A 15,977-nucleotide genomic window follows, 5' to 3' on the forward strand; every position below is an offset into this window, starting at 1 on the left:
GTCCCTTTTGGGGGGTGCGGGTGCGGGGTGTTGGGAACGTGCCGGGGTGTGGGTTGCGGGGGTTGTGTTTGGCGCACTGTTGGGTCCTGAGGCAACAGGCCCGTCGCTGGTGTCACCTTTGTGTGTCCTTCCCTGTTTTTGGGGGTGGGGTGCTGGGGTGGGGTTGGTGGTGGTTTTGGGTGTTTCTGGTTTCCTGGCTGCATGGCTTTTCACGCTGTTTGGTGTGGGGGGTGTGTGGTACGGGGTTGTTGTTTGAGAACTACATAGTGGACGCGAGCATCTGACATGGGCAGGCCTTTTGGGGTTTGTTCCGTGTCTACAGCAATTTCTTTTTATGAACCTGGTGCCGGTGTGCGCTCCTTCGGGGGTGTGTGTCGGTGTCTGTGGTTCTCTCGAAATTTGTGTTGTTTTTGTGTGGTCAAGTTTTTAAGGGCACACGGTGGATGCCTTGGCATTAGGAGCCGAAGAAGGACGTAGGAATCTGCGATAAGCCTGGGGGAGTTGATAACCGAACGGTGATCCCAGGATGTCCGAATGGGGAAACCCCGCCAGACGCGTTTTGCGTGATCTGGTGACCCGCATCTGAACACATAGGGTGCGTGGGGGGAACGCGGGGAAGTGAAACATCTCAGTACCCGCAGGAAGAGAAAACAAGAGTGATTCCGTTAGTAGTGGCGAGCGAACGCGGATGAGGCTAAACCGTTCCATGTGTGATAGCCGGCGGGTGTTGCATGGGCGGGGTTGTGGGACTTTCCGTACTGGTTCTGCCGGACCGGTGGGGTGAGAGTGTGGGCATAGGTGAACGGTCTTGAAAGGCCGGCCGTAGAGGGTGTGAGCCCCGTAACCGTAATGTCGTGCACCGCCTGGAGAGGATCCCAAGTAGCACGGGGCCCGAGAAATCCCGTGCGAATCTGTCAGGACCACCTGATAAGCCTAAATACTTCCTAATGACCGATAGCGGACCAGTACCGTGAGGGAAAGGTGAAAAGTACCCCGGGAGGGGAGTGAAACAGTACCTGAAACCGTGTGCTTACAATCCGTCGGAGCATCTGCAGCTTGTCTGTATGGGTGTGACGGCGTGCCTTTTGAAGAATGAGCCTGCGAGTTAGTGTTACGTCGCGAGGTTAACCCGTGTGGGGTAGCCGTAGCGAAAGCGAGTCTGAACAGGGCGAGTGTAGTGGCGTGATCTAGACCCGAAGCGGAGTGATCTACCCATGGCCAGGTTGAAGCGACGGTAAGACGTCGTGGAGGACCGAACCCACTTCAGTTGAAAATGGAGGGGATGAGCTGTGGGTAGGGGTGAAAGGCCAATCAAACTCCGTGATAGCTGGTTCTCCCCGAAATGCATTTAGGTGCAGCGTTGCGTGTTTCTTGCCGGAGGTAGAGCTACTGGATGGCCGATGGGCCCTACAAGGTTACTGACGTCAGCCAAACTCCGAATGCCGGTAAGTGAGAGCGCAGCAGTGAGACTGTGGGGGATAAGCTTCATAGTCGAGAGGGAAACAGCCCAGACCACCAACTAAGGCCCCTAAGCGTGTGCTAAGTGGGAAAGGATGTGGAGTTGCGAAGACAGACCAGGAGGTTGGCTTAGAAGCAGCCATCCTTGAAAGAGTGCGTAATAGCTCACTGGTCAAGTGATTCCGCGCCGACAATGTAGCGGGGCTCAAGTACACCGCCGAAGTTGTGGATTTCAGAGTATAGACAAGCCTTCGTGGTTCAGTCCTCTGGAGTGGTAGGGGAGCGTCGTGTGGGCGGTGAAGTCGCGGTGGAAACCAGCGGTGGAGCCTACACGAGTGAGAATGCAGGCATGAGTAGCGAAAGACGGGTGAGAAACCCGTCCGCCGAATGATCAAGGGTTCCAGGGTCAAGCTAATCTGCCCTGGGTAAGTCGGGACCTAAGGCGAGGCCGACAGGCGTAGTCGATGGACAACGGGTTGATATTCCCGTACCGGCGAAGGACCGCCCATGCTGATCGGGGGATACTAACCGCCCGGAGCCTGCCCAATCACCCTTGTGGTGTGCGGGTTTTGGCCGAGCGCGGGATCTGATCCCGGGAGGTAAGCGTATTAACAGGTGTGACGCAGGAAGGTAGCCGGGCCGGGCGATGGTTGCCCCGGTCTAAGGATGTAGGGTCAGCGATAGGCAAATCCGTCGCTGTGTCTTGGATGACGTGCCTGAGATCTGACGGGACTCCCGCAAGGGGGGATCCGGTGATCCTATGCTGCCTAGAAAAGCATCGACGCGAGGTTCGAGCTGCCCGTACCCCAAACCGACACAGGTGATCAGGTAGAGAATACCAAGGCGATCGAGAGAATTATGGTTAAGGAACTCGGCAAAATGCCCCCGTAACTTCGGGAGAAGGGGGGCCCCAACCTTGAACGGTACTAGCGACCGGGAGGGGATCGGGGCCGCAGAGGCAGGGGGAAGCGACTGTTTACTAAAAACACAGGTCCGTGCGAAGTCGCAAGACGATGTATACGGACTGACTCCTGCCCGGTGCTGGAAGGTTAAGAGGACCGGTTAGCCGCAAGGCGAAGCTGAGAATTTAAGCCCCAGTAAACGGCGGTGGTAACTATAACCATCCTAAGGTAGCGAAATTCCTTGTCGGGTAAGTTCCGACCTGCACGAATGGAGTAACGACTTCCCCGCTGTCTCAACCATAAACTCGGCGAAATTGCAGTACGAGTAAAGATGCTCGTTACGCGCAGCAGGACGGAAAGACCCCGAGACCTTTACTATAGTTTGGTATTGGTGTTCGGAGTGGCTTGTGTAGGATAGGTGGGAGACGTTGAAGCCCGGACGCCAGTTCGGGTGGAGTCATCGTTGAAATACCACTCTGGTCACTTTGGACATCTAACTTCGGCCCGTGATCCGGGTCAGGGACAGTGCCTGATGGGTAGTTTAACTGGGGCGGTTGCCTCCTAAAAAGTAACGGAGGCGCCCAAAGGTTCCCTCAGCCTGGTTGGCAATCAGGTGTCGAGTGTAAGTGCACAAGGGAGCTTGACTGTGAGAGAGACATCTCAAGCAGGGACGAAAGTCGGGACTAGTGATCCGGCGGTACATTGTGGAATGGCCGTCGCTCAACGGATAAAAGGTACCTCGGGGATAACAGGCTGATCTTGCCCAAGAGTCCATATCGACGGCATGGTTTGGCACCTCGATGTCGGCTCGTCGCATCCTGGGGCTGGAGTAGGTCCCAAGGGTTGGGCTGTTCGCCCATTAAAGCGGTACGCGAGCTGGGTTTAGAACGTCGTGAGACAGTTCGGTCCCTATCCGCTGCGCGCGCAGGAAATTTGAGAAGGGCTGTCCTTAGTACGAGAGGACCGGGACGGACGAACCTCTGGTGTGTCAGTTGTACTGCCAAGTGCACCGCTGATTAGCTACGTTCGGATGGGATAACCGCTGAAAGCATCTAAGCGGGAAGCTCGCTTCAAGATGAGATTTCCAAACACCTCGTGTGTGAGAGGCCCCCAGCCAGACCACTGGGTTGATAGGCCGGATGTGGAAGACAGGACTAAAGACTGTTGAAGCTGACCGGTACTAATAGGCCGATAACTTACATCACACAAACAAAACTGCTTGCGTCCACTATGTGGTTCCCAGACAACAACACTGTTGCACGGGGACAAAAAACCACAACTGAATAACACGACTGTCACAACACAACAGCCGCAACCACCACACTTCCCACACCACCCCCCAAAGGGTTGGTGACGGGTGAAAAGGTTACGGCGGTCATAGCGTGGGGGAAACGCCCGGTCCCATTCCGAACCCGGAAGCTAAGACCCACAGCGCCGATGGTACTGCACCCGGGAGGGTGTGGGAGAGTAGGACACCGCCGGACAACCAGTACAGGTCGAGACCCCCCAACCACCAGGTCGGGGGTCTCCCTCATTAACCCCCCAAACCACACCACCCAAACCAAACCCGGCCCCGGCTGGCCACCAGGCCGAACACCCGCCGTCGAACACTTCAGGAGCGCCCCGGGGCCCACATAGGTGAGCGGGCGTCGGAAGGGTCTCGCGGGAGCCGAAGTTGTGATGCTTCCCACGAGGACCTGAATAGACTCCCTTCGAATGCGGTGGGGGATCGATGGTCACCTAGAATTACATGAGAGATACGAGCCGGATCCCGGCGGCGTGAGAACAAAAATACGATAAGAGCGGCTGCGCATGCGCCAGTGGTCAGCTCGCAACAGGAGGAATCCATTATGGCTGAGCACAACGGTGGCAACCGCGGCAACTTCGGCGGTGGCCGGGGCGATCGCGGCCCGTTCCGCGCCAACAACAATTCCGGGGGAGACCCGCGCGGATTCCGCTCCCGGGACAACCGCGAAGGCAATGCTGGCAGCGATCGTGATCGGAAGCCGTTTGGTGATCGTCCGCGTCGCGAGGGTGATGGTGAGCGCCGTAGCTTCAATGATCGTCCGCGTCGTGATGGGGATGCGCGTCCGGCTTTTGGTGATCGTGATCGGAAGCCGTTTGGAGACCGTCCGCGTCGTGATGGGGATGCGCGTCCGGCTTTTGGTGATCGTGATCGGAAGCCGTTTGGTGATCGTCCGCGTCGCGAGGGTGATGGTGAGCGCCGTAGCTTTAATGATCGTCCGCGTCGTGATGGGGATGCGCGTCCGGCTTTTGGTGATCGTGATCGGAAGCCGTTTGGTGACCGTCCGCGTCGCGAAGGTGATGGTGAGCGCCGTAGCTTCAATGATCGTCCGCGTCGCGAAGGTGATGGTGAGCGCCGTAGCTTCAATGATCGTCCGCGTCGTGAAGGCGATGGTGAGCGCCGTAGCTTCAATGATCGTCCGCGTCGTGATGGGGATGCGCGTCCGGCTTTTGGTGATCGTGATCGGAAGCCGTTTGGTGATCGTCCGCGTCGTGATGGGGATGCGCGTCCGGCTTTTGGTGATCGTGACCGGAAGCCGTTTGGTGACCGTCCGCGTCGCGAGGGTGATGGTGAGCGCCGTAGCTTCAATGATCGTCCGCGTCGTGATGGGGATGCGCGTCCGAGTTTTGATGACCGTGACCGAGACCGTAAGCCGTTTGGTGATCGTCCGCGTCGTGAAGGCGATGGTGAGCGCCGTAGCTACGGTGACCGCCCAGAGCGCGGCCCCCGCAAGTTCGATGGCCCCCGCACTGAGGGACGTAACTTCGGCGGAGGATCACTGGGAAGAGCGTCCCGCACGGGTTCCGAACGCAGCGGACCTGCGTAGCGCAAACCGCCCGGATCGCGAGCGTTCGCCGGAAATCGACGACGACGTCACGGGCCAGGAGCTGGACAGGGTCACCAAGCACCAGATCAAGACCCTCGAGGGCACCAACGCCGATTGGGTTTCCAAGCACCTGGTGATGGCGGGCCGCCTCATCGACATCGACCCTGAGATGTCTTTCCAGCACGCCCTGGCGGCCAGCCGACGTGGCGGTCGCTTGGCAGCAGTCCGCGAAGCCGTGGGCCTGACCGCCTACGCCGCCGGCCACTACGGTGAGGCACTTCGAGAATTCCGCACCTACCGACGGATCAGCGGCTCAAACGTGCATTTGCCCCTCATGGCTGACTGCGAACGCGGTCTGGGCCGGCCTGACCGCGCGCTGGACGTCGTCCGGTCGCCTGAGGCCCAGGATCTCGACGCTCCCGGCAAAGTTGAGCTCGCCATCGTGGCTTCCGGTGCCCGGACCGATCTTGGTCAGTTGGATGCCGCCGTGGCTGAGCTGGAGATCATCCAGCTCGACATCAATCGCGCTTTCTCTTATAGCCCGCGCGTGTTCCGTGCGTACGCCGACGCCTTGACGGCTGTGGGCCGCACGGAGGAGGCCGGCAAGTGGCACCGCCAGGCAGTTGTTGCTGAGAATGCGCTGGGCGTTGGAGAATTCGAAGACCCGGACATCATCGACCTCGGTGAAGACGAAGAAACCGATTCGAAGCCCCGCTTCCGCAAGTACGAAGCGGACGATAATGACGGTAATAAAGCCGAAGAGCGCGAAACCGATCCTGCCCCGGCGCATGCCGGAACATCGGTCGATTCCGTAGTCTCGGAGCACGACGAGGTTGAGCACGACGAAGTTGAGCTAGACGACGCCGAGCCTGGCTACTTCGAATCTGATGATGCTGAATCTGACAGCGATTCCGCAGAAGAAGAAGACGGCCATGCTGAGGAAGAGAAGGACTCCGAGGTAGGCGAAGAGACCAAGCATGACTGAGGCCTTACTGGTTTCACGCTTCGACGCAGTTCTGTCCGATCTGGACGGCGTTGTTTATGCAGGCCCACACGCCATTCCTGGCGCAGTGGAAGCCCTGCAGCGGCTTCAGTCCGTGGGGGTGCGGCTTGGTTACGTCACCAATAACGCCTCGCGCACCCCCGCGCAAGTCGCGGCACATCTTCGCGAGCTGGGGGCTCCGGCCGAGGACAATCAGGTGGTCAGCTCTTCGCAGGCCGCCGGGGATCTGTTGGCCGAACTTCTGGCTCCCGGTTCGCGCGTGATGATCACTGGCAGTGCGGCACTTGCCCACGAGATCGAACTCGTAGGCCTTACTCCTGTCTACAGCGCCGCGGAAAAGCCTGTGGCCGTGGTCCAGGGCTTCAATCCGGAGATTGCGTGGAAGGACCTGGCCGAGGCGTCATACGTGGTTGCCGCCGGCGCCCTTTGGGTTGCCACCAATACGGACATGTCCATTCCCCAGGCCCGCGGGATTGCCCCCGGGAACGGCACCCTTGTGGCCGCTGTCGCCTCTGCTACGGGCAAGCAACCGCGAGTCGCGGGCAAGCCGGAAGCGCCGCTCTTCCATTCAGCCGCCCGGCGGCTGAAGTCTGAAAGGCCTATTGTCGTCGGCGACCGTCTGGACACCGACATCCTCGGCGGCAACCGTGCGGGATTCGCGACGGCGGCGGTCCTCACCGGCGTCGACACGCCGGGGACCATCCTCGCCGCACGCAGCTTGGAACGCCCCGGCTATCTGCTGGCTGATCTCACGGAACTGTACAAGCCGTATCCCGAGATCGTCGAGGAGGACCGGACGTTCCGTTGCGGAAAGGCAACTGCCCAGGTCCAAGACGGCGTTATCACCGTCTCCGGGTCCGAGAAGGATCTGGACGCCTGGCGCGCTGCTTGCGCCGCCTGGTGGTCCGCCCATCCCGACGCCGTGGAGGCTACGTCGCCGCGCCTCGAATGGCTTGAAAACTAGACTGGTGCAATGAGCGAGTTGAACGATCTCACCGAGAACACCGTCGAGCCTCATGACGCTCGATGGCCAGGCCGCGCCGCACCCACAGGCGATCCGGCCGTGGATGCGGCGTTGGAGCGGTTAGCCGGCGTCCCGTCTTTGCCGGTGGCTGAGCATGGCGGGACCTACGCCGAGATCCACGATTCCCTGATGGCGGCCCTCGACGCCGACGAACGCTGAGTATGGCCAGACTGGACCAGGAGCTCGTCAGCCGCGGATTGGCGAGATCACGCACCCATGCCGCGAAACTCATTGCCGACGGGAAAGTCAGTTCCGCTGGCAGCGTTTTAGCCAAGGCGGCGCAACAAGTCTCCGCAGAGACGGAAATTGATGTGCAGGCCCACGCCGAGGACGCTTACGTCAGCCGTGCCGGCCACAAGCTGGCTGGAGCGCTGGCGGCGTTTCCTTCCGTGGTCGTGGAAGGAAAACGGTGCCTCGACGCCGGGGCCTCCACCGGCGGCTTCACTGACGTGCTGCTCCGGCAGGGCGCCGCACACGTGGTGGCGGTCGACGTCGGGCACGACCAGTTGGTGCCGTCCCTGCGGAACGACCCGCGGGTCTCTGTCCACGAGGGCCTCAACGTCCGCTACATGGCCCCGGAGCAGATCGATGGTCCGGCCGCCGTTACCGTGGCAGACCTGTCCTTCATCTCCCTCACTCTGGTCCTGCAACCACTCGCGGCTTGCACGGAGCCCGGGGGAGACCACTGGTGCTCATGGTGAAGCCACAATTCGAGGTCGGTAAGGAACGGCTGAGCCGCACAGGCGTGGTCACCTCCGACCACGAGCGGCGGCGCGCCGTGGCCCAAGTCGCCAGGGCGGCCGTAGATGCAGGACTCGAACTCTGCGGCCTGGCACCTAGTCCGTTGCCCGGGCAGGACGGAAATGTGGAGTACTTCCTATGGATAAAACGCAGGATTCACGCCGACTTGCCTAAGATCGAAGAGCGGGACGAGGAAGTTGCTGCACTGATGGAACGAATCTGGACCTCCCACTAGAAAGCAGAACACCATGAGCAGGCGCGTTTTGGTCCTTGCCCACACCGGGCGTGAGGACTCCCTTCGCGCGGCTTGGGATGCCTGCGGACAGCTTCATTACTCGGGCCTGATCCCTGTGATGCAGAAGTCTGAGCTGGATGACATCGAACGGTTTTACGGTGTGGTGGACAAGCCGATCGAAATACTGCACGAAGATGTCCGGCTCGAGGACGTCGAACTCGTGATGGTCCTTGGCGGCGACGGCACCATCCTGCGGGCGGCAGAACTGGTTCGCAACGTCGATGTGCCCCTGCTGGGGGTCAACCTGGGACACGTCGGCTTCCTCGCCGAAAGCGAACGGGCAGATCTCGCCCAGACCGTCGAGTGGATCGCCAGCCGCCAATACACGGTGGAAGAGCGCATGACCATCGATGTCCAGGTGTGGGTGCGCGGCCAAAAGATCTGGCACACCTGGGCGCTCAATGAAGCCGCGATCGAGAAGGCTGATCGTGAGCGCATGATCGAAGTGGTGACCGAAGTGGATGAACGTCCTTTGACCTCGTTCGGTTGCGATGGCGTGGTCGTCGCCACTCCAACGGGCTCGACGGCTTACGCTTTTTCATCCGGCGGGCCGGTGGTGTGGCCGGAGGTGGAGGCCCTGGTGATCGTTCCCATCAGCGCCCATGCCCTCTTCGCGAAGCCCTTGGTGGTATCGCCGCGGTCCAGGCTTGCTGTGGAGATCCTCACCCGGACCGACGCCCAGGGCGTGCTCTGGTGCGATGGCCGACGCTCCGTGGACCTGCCGCCTGGTGCCCGGATCGAAGTAACCCGGTCCACCCTCCCCGTGCGGCTCGCCCGCACCCACCAGACACCGTTTTCCGCGCGGTTGGTGCGGAAGTTTGAACTTCCCATTCATGGCTGGCGGGGTCCTGCTCCCCGTTCGGCGGACATCCACACCGGTCCCACCCCAGTGGTCAGGACCTTCAAGCCCAGCCCCTTGCCAACGCCCAGGACGCGTGGACAGGCAAAGCGGACGATCCCACCAAGGAGATGTGAACCATGATCGAGGAACTCCGGATCCGTGATCTCGGCGTCATCACCGACGCTACGTTGCCGTTGGGGCCTGGCCTGAGTGTTGTCACGGGTGAAACCGGCGCCGGCAAGACCATGGTGGTCACCGCCGTCGGCCTCCTTTTGGGTGCACGGTCCGACGCCGGTGCGGTGCGATCCGGGGCCAAATCTGCGTCGGCCGAGGCCCGCTTGTTGCTTGATCCGGCGCACGTGGCCCTGGCGCGGGCCGTGGAGGCAGGCGGAGACGCTGAAGAGTACGACGGCGGCACCCAGCTCCTGCTGGCCCGCACCGTGGGCGCGGACGGCCGCAGCCGTGCCTTCGTGGGGGGCCGTTCGGCACCTGTGGGGGTGTTGGCGGAACTCGGCGAAAGCTTGGTGGTGGTACACGGTCAGTCGGATCAGATCCGGCTCAAGGGTGCTGTGGCGCAGCGGCACGCATTGGACCGGTTCGCCGGGGCCGAGCTCGCAACAGCCCTGACCGAATACCAAGAGCTCTTCAGCCATTGGAAAGCCAGCCAAGCGGAGCTTGATTCCCTCCGCGGCGAGGCCCGGGAACGGCTGCGCGAGGCCGAATCGCTCGCCGTCGCGCTGCAGGAGATCGACGATGTCGACCCCCAACCGGGAGAGGACGATTCTCTCAAGGCCGAGGCCGTGAAGCTGGCCAACGTGGAGGAGCTTCGTATCGCCGCAGCTGCGGCCCATGAGGCGCTGATCGCGGAGGAATTCGGCGAAACGGCCGATGCCACCACGCTGGTTGACTCGGCCAAACGGGCGCTCGACCAGGTTTCCGAACACGACGAAGCATTGGCGGGAGCCGCCGCAAGGCTCGCTGAGATCGGCTTCCTCATCAACGACATCGCGGGGGAGCTGTCCAGCTATCAGGCCTCGCTTGATTCCGAGGGGCCAGAGCGCCTTTCCGAGATTGAGGAACGGCGCGCAGCGCTTGCCAAACTCATCCGCAAGTACGCGCCGAGCATCGACGAAGTCCTGGAGTGGGCAGCGACGTCCAGGGTCCGGCTGGACGAATTGCAGGACGACTCCAGCAGGATCGAAGCACTCGATGCCCAGGTGACTGCCGCCGAGGCCACACTGCGAAAGCAGGCAGCCCGCATCTCTAAGTCGCGTTCCAAGGCTGCCAAGCAGCTCTCCACCCGCGTGAGTGCGGAACTCACCGCCCTGGCGATGGCCGATGCCACCTTAGTGATCGAGGTGGACAGTGGTGGACAGTTGGGACCGCACGGCGTTGACGATATTTCCTTCCTGCTCCAACCGCACTCTGGAGCGCCCGCCCGTCCGCTGGGCAAGGGAGCCTCGGGTGGTGAGTTGTCCCGCGTGATGCTCGCCATCGAGGTGGTCCTGGCCGCGGTAGACCCTGTGCCGACGTTCGTGTTTGACGAAGTCGATGCCGGAGTGGGCGGCCGGGCCGCCGTCGAGATCGGACGACGGCTGGCGATGCTGGCCCGTCACGTCCAGGTGCTGGTGGTGACCCACCTGCCACAAGTTGCTGCGTTCGCCGATCAACACATCCGGGTGACCAAGACCTCCGTCAGGGGAAGCGACGGCAAGACCGCCACCGGCTTCACCTCCAGTGACGTCCGGCTCCTCGATGACGAAGAGCGCGTGAAAGAGCTTGCCAGGATGCTGGCAGGGCAGGAAGACTCTGAGTCCGCGCGTGCACACGCCCAGGAATTGCTGGACGACGCGAAGCTTCTACCTCAGCAGGCTTAGAAACTTCAGGCTTACGAAAACCCGGATGCGCCTGGGAGATCTGTCACATCCGGGCCACGATGGCCCGGGGCAAGTTCTTGAGATCTCCCTGGCGAGGCTTCGGATTAACGGCCACTCGACTTGTTTTTGCCTGTTCGCGGGAGCCCGGCCCTTGATCCACACCCGCTGGCAGGGGACTATTGAGCATTTGGGGAAACCGATAGCGGATCCTTGAGAGGCGCAATTGATGATAGGCTCGAATTCCGTGGTGCAGCGATCAAATTCCCGTGTAAATTCCCGGTTCCCGGGCTCGTCCAAGACGACCAAACACATCTTTGTCACTGGCGGTGTGGCGTCCTCGCTCGGTAAGGGACTGACGGCTTCGAGCCTCGGCCACCTGCTGCGGGCACGCGGTTTGTCTGTAACTATGCAGAAGCTCGATCCCTATCTGAACGTGGATCCGGGCACGATGAACCCCTTCCAGCATGGCGAAGTCTTCGTCACCGATGACGGCGCCGAGACTGACCTCGACATCGGACACTACGAGCGCTTCCTCGATGAAAACCTCGAGGGTTCGGCCAACGTCACAACCGGCCAGATCTACTCGACCGTCATCGCCAAGGAACGGCGTGGCGAGTACCTCGGCGACACCGTCCAGGTCATCCCCCACATCACGGATGAGATCAAGCGCCGCATGCGCCTCCCCGCTGAAGGCAAGAGCGCTCCGGATGTCATCATCACCGAAATCGGCGGCACGGTTGGAGACATCGAGTCCCAGCCTTTCCTTGAGTCGGCACGCCAGGTTCGCCAGGACATCGGCCGCAACAACGTCTTTTTCCTCCATGTTTCCTTGGTGCCATACATCGGACCTTCGCAGGAACTGAAGACCAAGCCAACCCAGCACTCCGTTGCCGCGTTGCGCTCCCTCGGCATCCAGCCGGAGGCGATCGTGATCCGTTCGGACCGCGAAGTGCCGGACGCCATGCGCGAAAAGATCGGCCGCATGTGCGACGTCGATATTGACGCCGTGGTCAATGCCGCCGATGCTCCGAGCATCTACGACATCCCCAAGACGCTGCACTCCCAGGGCCTTGATTCCTACGTCGTCCGTGCCCTGGACCTCCCGTTCAAGGATGTCGACTGGACCAGCTGGGACAGGCTGCTCGAAGCGGTCCACAACCCCAAGCACCACGTTGAAATTGCGCTGGTGGGCAAGTACATCGACCTCCCGGACGCTTACTTGTCCGTGACCGAGGCCTTGCGTGCCGGCGGTTTCGCGAACGAAACCAAGGTCAAGATCCGCTGGGTCCCATCCGACGAATGCGAAACCCTCGAGGGCGCCACCAAGTCCTTGGCAGGTGTCGACGCCATTTGTGTTCCCGGCGGCTTCGGCATTCGTGGACTCGAAGGCAAGCTCGGTGCGCTCAAGTTCGCCCGCGAAACCAAGCTTCCCGTGCTGGGCCTGTGCCTCGGCCTGCAGTGCATGGTCATCGAATACGCCCGCAACGTGGTGGGCCTCGAAGGCGCGTCCTCCAGCGAATTCGAGCCTGACTCCAAGTACCCGGTCATCGCCACCATGGAAGAACAGCTGGACATCGTGGACGGCAGGGGCGATCTCGGCGGCACCATGCGTCTTGGCCTCTACGAAGCGAAGCTCGATGAAGGCTCCGTTGTTGCTGAGACTTACGGGGCAACGACGGTGAGCGAGCGTCACCGCCACCGCTACGAGGTCAACAACAAGTACCGCGAGCAGATCGCCGCCGAGGGCCTGGTGTTCTCCGGAACGTCTCCCGATGGCAAGCTCGTTGAATACGTTGAACTGCCGCGCGAAGTACACCCGTACTACGTTGCAACGCAGGCCCACCCGGAGCTCAGCTCCCGTCCCACGCGCCCCCACCCGCTGTTTGCCGGCCTCGTGAAGGCTGCACTGGAGCGGCAGGCAGGCATCGATGTGGTAGCAAGGTCAGCCCGTAAGCTCGCTGCGAAGTAATCGCTCATACAAACGAAGGACGGCGCGATGCCCGGTATTTCTGAAACCCCCAGTACTTTTCGGAGGGTTTCGGACATGCCGAGCCCGCGCCGTCTTTTGTCGTCCAACAAGGTTTATGAGGGCCGAATTTGGGATGTCGTCAGTGACGCCTTCGAGCTGGGCGAAGACACCGGCACGTTGGTTCGCGACTACATCGACCACCCTGGAGCTGTTGCCGTCCTGCCGATGAATGTTGACGGCCAAATCCTGTTGCTTAAGCAATATCGGCACCCGGTTGGCATGGATCTCTGGGAGATTCCTGCCGGACTTCTTGATGTGGCCGGTGAAGATTTCGTGGTGGGTGCTGCCCGCGAGTTGGCGGAGGAAGCCGATCTCACGGCTGCCACGTGGAATGTCCTGGCGGACTTCTTCAACTCCCCGGGGTCCTCAAGCGAAGCGATTCGAATTTCCCTGGCCCGGGGATTGGGAGATGTCCCCGAGGCGGAGCGACACGTCCGCACGGAGGAGGAAGCTGAAATCGAGCTCGTGTGGGTCAATCTGGACGAGGCTGTCTCTGCGGTGCTGGAAGGCCGGCTGCATAACCCGTCCGCCGTCGTCGGGATCCTCGCAGCTGCCGCGGCGCGTGCCGATGGCTTCCGGAGCCTGCGGCCGGCCAACGCCCCGTGGCCCGCCCACCCGAGCCAGCGCTGACGATGCCCCAGCTCGCGGACACCCGGGCCCACACGGCCATTGACAGGGCCGTGACCGACTACCTGCAGCATCTTGGGGTGGAACGCGGCCTCGCGAGCAACACCTTGTCCGCGTACCGCCGGGATTTGTCCCGCTATTCGAATTTCCTTGCGGCTTCCGGCGTCGACAAACCGGGCAACATATCCCGCCACGATGTCACCGCTTTTGTCCAAGCCCTTTCCGACGGGTCGGACGGGGCAGCCACGCTGGGCGTCCGCTCGGCGGCGCGTACGGTGGTTGCCGTCCGCGGGCTCCACAAGTTTTGGGCTTTGGAGGGCACGACGACGGCGGACCCCGCCAGCGATGTCCACCCGCCAATGCCTGGCAAACGTCTGCCGAAGGCCATCAGCGTCGATGAAGTGACCCGGATCCTCGAAGCCGCCGGTGCCGATACCGCCACGGGACTGCGGGACAGGGCGCTTCTGGAATTCCTTTACTCCACGGGCGCCCGCATTAGCGAAGCCGTGGGTCTGGACGTTGACGACGTTTCACTCGAGGCTGAAGCCGAAGGACCCGCGATTGTACGGCTTTTCGGAAAAGGCTCGAAGGAACGGCTCGTGCCTCTGGGCTCGTACGGTGCCCGCGCCGTCGGATCCTATGTGGTCCGCGGAAGGCCCGCGCTGGCCGCGAAAGGAAAAGGCACCCCCGCGCTCTTCCTCAATGCCCGCGGAGGCCGGATCAGCCGCCAGAGCGCCTGGACCATCCTGAAGACCGCAGCGGAGAAGGCCAACATCACCAAGGATGTCTCCCCGCACACCCTCCGGCATTCGTTCGCAACCCATCTGCTGGAGGGTGGCGCGGACGTCCGTGTTGTGCAGGAGCTCCTGGGTCATGCCTCGGTCACCACCACGCAGGTCTACACCTTGGTCACCGCCGACACCTTGCGCGAGGTTTACGCGGCCGCCCATCCGCGGGCCTTGGGCTAACGCGCATGTCCCCTAGCGGGGCCGGTCTGTTATCGGATCAGTTTGAGGGTCAGTTCCACAGCACCAGGAGTAACGCCAGGACCGAGGTGCCAAGACCTGCGACGAGCAAAAGGCCAGGATGGGCAAGGCCGACTACTACGCGCCTCAGCCGGGGTTGCGCGCGTAGGAACTCCTTTGGCACCCGCGCGTTGACGGGGACTTGGCTCCAGCCTCGAAGCCGGCGCAAGAACCAGGCACACCGCACGATGAACGCCAGCCACAAGACGCTGACCACCAGCGGCACTGCGGCGGCCATGAGATTGAAGCCGAGCGAGGTGACAGCGCGCTCCGAGTCGCCGGCAAGTGACTGGACAGTGGTCGAGATGGAAGCACTCATGACCACGGAAACGCCCCAAACCAGGAAGGCCGCCACCAAGGCCACGAACCTCACGAAGAAGTGGCTCAGAACCGATTCCCGGGCGGGCTTCAGATGCTCACGGGGAGTGCCGTGGAGCACCGCCACGGTAGACAGGAGCGTAGGTAGCGCGGCCATGCCGACCAGCACGTACCAGCTCCAGCCAGCCAGATCCAGGAATTCGTCAAGGACAATCAACAGTGCCCAGAAGACGGTTCAGGCCCAGCCGGCGTAGAGCGGGTGCAGAACCAGCCAATCGGGCAGCCAGGCATCGGATGCCCGTCTGGTGTCAGGCGTCTTGGCTCCCTCTTCGCCCCCATCCGCGCTCATGGGCCAACTGTAGCAACGGCACGTGCAGGCACGCGGAGTTAGGCTTGGTCAATGACCGCAGCCCATGTCACTTTGTGCTTCCTGCTCCGAGACGGCGACGACGGCAAGGAAGTGCTCCTTGGCCGGAAGAAGACAGGCTTTGGCACAGGGAAAATTGTGGGTGTGGGCGGGCACGTCGAAATGGGAGAGACAGCGGCAGAAGCTGTTTGCCGGGAGGTGGGCGAAGAAATCTTCGTCCGTGTCGAGGAACAGCATCTCATTCCCGCCGGGACAGTGGACTTCGTCTTCCCGGCCCGGTCCGAATGGAACATGTTCACCACCGTTTATCTGACCGAGCAATGGGCCGGCGAACCCGCTGAGAGCGATGAAATAGCGCCCCAGTGGTACCGGGTCGGCCGGCTTCCTATCGAAAATATGTGGGCCGACGCCGAGCACTGGTTGCCTGCCATGATTTCCGGCCAGCGCATCGCGGTGGAAGTTGTGCTTGCCGATGACAACGAAAGCGTTGCCGACGTGCGCACGGCCGAATGGCTGGATTCGGGAACAGCGCTCTAACTGCGGAAAAGATTCTCAACAAAGCATCAGGGAACTGTAACTTTGTCCGGCTGTCTGGAAATTACCCACATAGCCGGCAAA

General features: G+C 61.7%; 10 protein-coding genes, 2 rRNA genes and 1 pseudogene. 12 read left to right on the forward strand and 1 reads right to left on the reverse strand.

Annotated features, from left to right (window positions below):
* The first annotated feature begins 416 nt into the window (after positions 1-416).
* From ACF0H6_RS20390 to xerD, 11 genes and pseudogenes are all read left to right on the forward strand, one after another.
* Positions 417-3,565, forward strand: a 23S ribosomal RNA gene (locus ACF0H6_RS20390).
* Between the two features lie 162 nt (positions 3,566-3,727).
* Positions 3,728-3,844: ribosomal RNA gene (rrf, locus tag ACF0H6_RS20395) — 5S ribosomal RNA — on the forward strand.
* 382 nt (positions 3,845-4,226) lie between these two features.
* The gene (locus ACF0H6_RS20400) at positions 4,227-6,197 is read left to right on the forward strand and encodes a tetratricopeptide repeat protein (protein WP_395251234.1); all 1,971 of its coding nucleotides are present in this window, start codon (positions 4,227-4,229) and stop codon (positions 6,195-6,197) included.
* Positions 6,190-7,179 (forward strand): HAD-IIA family hydrolase, encoded by a 990-nt coding sequence (locus tag ACF0H6_RS20405; protein ID WP_395251235.1) that lies wholly within the window; start codon positions 6,190-6,192, stop codon positions 7,177-7,179. Before ACF0H6_RS20400 ends, ACF0H6_RS20405 begins: the two co-directional genes overlap by 8 nt.
* Before the next feature lie 9 nt (positions 7,180-7,188).
* Positions 7,189-7,398, forward strand: a complete 210-nt coding sequence (locus tag ACF0H6_RS20410; protein ID WP_395251236.1) for a hypothetical protein — start codon at positions 7,189-7,191, stop codon at positions 7,396-7,398.
* A 2-nt stretch (positions 7,399-7,400) separates the two neighbouring features.
* Positions 7,401-8,215: pseudogene (locus tag ACF0H6_RS20415) on the forward strand (TlyA family RNA methyltransferase).
* Positions 8,216-8,228: 13 nt separating this feature from the next.
* Entirely contained in the window at positions 8,229-9,257 is a 1,029-nt protein-coding gene (locus tag ACF0H6_RS20420) for an NAD kinase (protein WP_395251237.1), read from the forward strand.
* Positions 9,254-10,993, forward strand: coding sequence for a DNA repair protein RecN (recN, locus tag ACF0H6_RS20425; protein ID WP_395251238.1), 1,740 nt, complete (start codon positions 9,254-9,256; stop codon positions 10,991-10,993). The genes ACF0H6_RS20420 and recN overlap by 4 nt, the downstream gene beginning before the upstream one ends.
* 226 nt (positions 10,994-11,219) lie before the next feature.
* Positions 11,220-12,962 (forward strand): CTP synthase, encoded by a 1,743-nt coding sequence (locus ACF0H6_RS20430; RefSeq protein ID WP_395251239.1) that lies wholly within the window; start codon positions 11,220-11,222, stop codon positions 12,960-12,962.
* A gap of 27 nt (positions 12,963-12,989) precedes the next feature.
* On the forward strand, positions 12,990-13,652 hold the full coding sequence (locus tag ACF0H6_RS20435) for an NUDIX domain-containing protein (protein ID WP_395251240.1): 663 nt from the start codon (positions 12,990-12,992) through the stop codon (positions 13,650-13,652).
* A gap of 2 nt (positions 13,653-13,654) precedes the next feature.
* The gene (gene xerD / locus ACF0H6_RS20440; RefSeq protein WP_395251373.1) at positions 13,655-14,617 is read left to right on the forward strand and encodes a site-specific tyrosine recombinase XerD; all 963 of its coding nucleotides are present in this window, start codon (positions 13,655-13,657) and stop codon (positions 14,615-14,617) included.
* A gap of 49 nt (positions 14,618-14,666) precedes the next feature.
* Here the strand turns inward: xerD and ACF0H6_RS20445 are convergent, their stop codons facing one another.
* On the reverse strand, positions 14,667-15,209 hold the full coding sequence (locus ACF0H6_RS20445; RefSeq protein ID WP_395251241.1) for a hypothetical protein: 543 nt from the start codon (positions 15,207-15,209) through the stop codon (positions 14,667-14,669).
* Between the two features lie 183 nt (positions 15,210-15,392).
* On the opposite strand from ACF0H6_RS20445, the gene ACF0H6_RS20450 reads away from it, so the two are divergent.
* Positions 15,393-15,896, forward strand: coding sequence for an 8-oxo-dGTP diphosphatase (locus ACF0H6_RS20450; protein WP_395251242.1), 504 nt, complete (start codon positions 15,393-15,395; stop codon positions 15,894-15,896).
* The last annotated feature ends 81 nt before the right edge of the window (positions 15,897-15,977 follow it).

This window comes from Arthrobacter sp. NA-172 (assembly GCF_043952055.1).
Classification (GTDB): domain Bacteria; phylum Actinomycetota; class Actinomycetes; order Actinomycetales; family Micrococcaceae; genus Arthrobacter.